Raw genomic sequence first — 408 nt, 5'->3', positions numbered from 1 at the left:
CACTAAGGTGGGCACCTGGCCCAACGGGTTCAGCGCCAGCAGGCGATCGCGCTCCGGGCCGTCCTGCGTGTAGTCCACCTCCTCATAGCCCCAGGGGAAAGCGGTCAACACCAACGCGGCGGCCACGATCGTCGAGCCGCAGCCCTGCGTGCCGAACAAAGTATAAGTATCGTGCATGATTCCTCCCGCAGCGGAACAAGGTATCGATAACTGTAGACCAGCCGCCGACCGTCGGCCGAAGAAAAAATTCACTCTTTACGCGACTTTTTTAATCGTTCGACATGAAAATGAATTTTTTGTCATAAATAGATCACATTACTACGGTAAAAATTCTCCGCCGCCAACAATCAGGCGGCACAGTAAAACAGCAATGCAACTGATGATAAGCGTCTTTCAATCGAATAAAGC

2 protein-coding genes are annotated in these 408 nt (G+C 52.2%); one reads left to right on the top strand and one right to left on the bottom strand.

Annotated features, from left to right (window positions below; genetic code table 11):
- Window positions 1-177, bottom strand: a 177-nt coding sequence (locus KHA85_RS20465) for a thioredoxin domain-containing protein (protein ID WP_498039912.1), incomplete at its 3' end; no start/stop codon positions are given.
- Between KHA85_RS20465 and KHA85_RS20460 the strand changes: the two genes are divergently transcribed.
- On the top strand, window positions 176-408 hold a 233-nt coding region (locus KHA85_RS20460), incomplete at its 3' end, for a hypothetical protein (RefSeq protein ID WP_213186703.1). The two genes, KHA85_RS20465 and KHA85_RS20460, sit on opposite strands and share 2 nt — an antisense overlap.

The sequence above is a fragment of the Dietzia massiliensis genome (genome assembly GCF_018390595.1).
Taxonomy (GTDB): Bacteria; Actinomycetota; Actinomycetes; order Mycobacteriales; family Mycobacteriaceae; genus Dietzia; species Dietzia massiliensis.
This window is presented reverse-complemented; position numbering and strand designations above follow the sequence as displayed.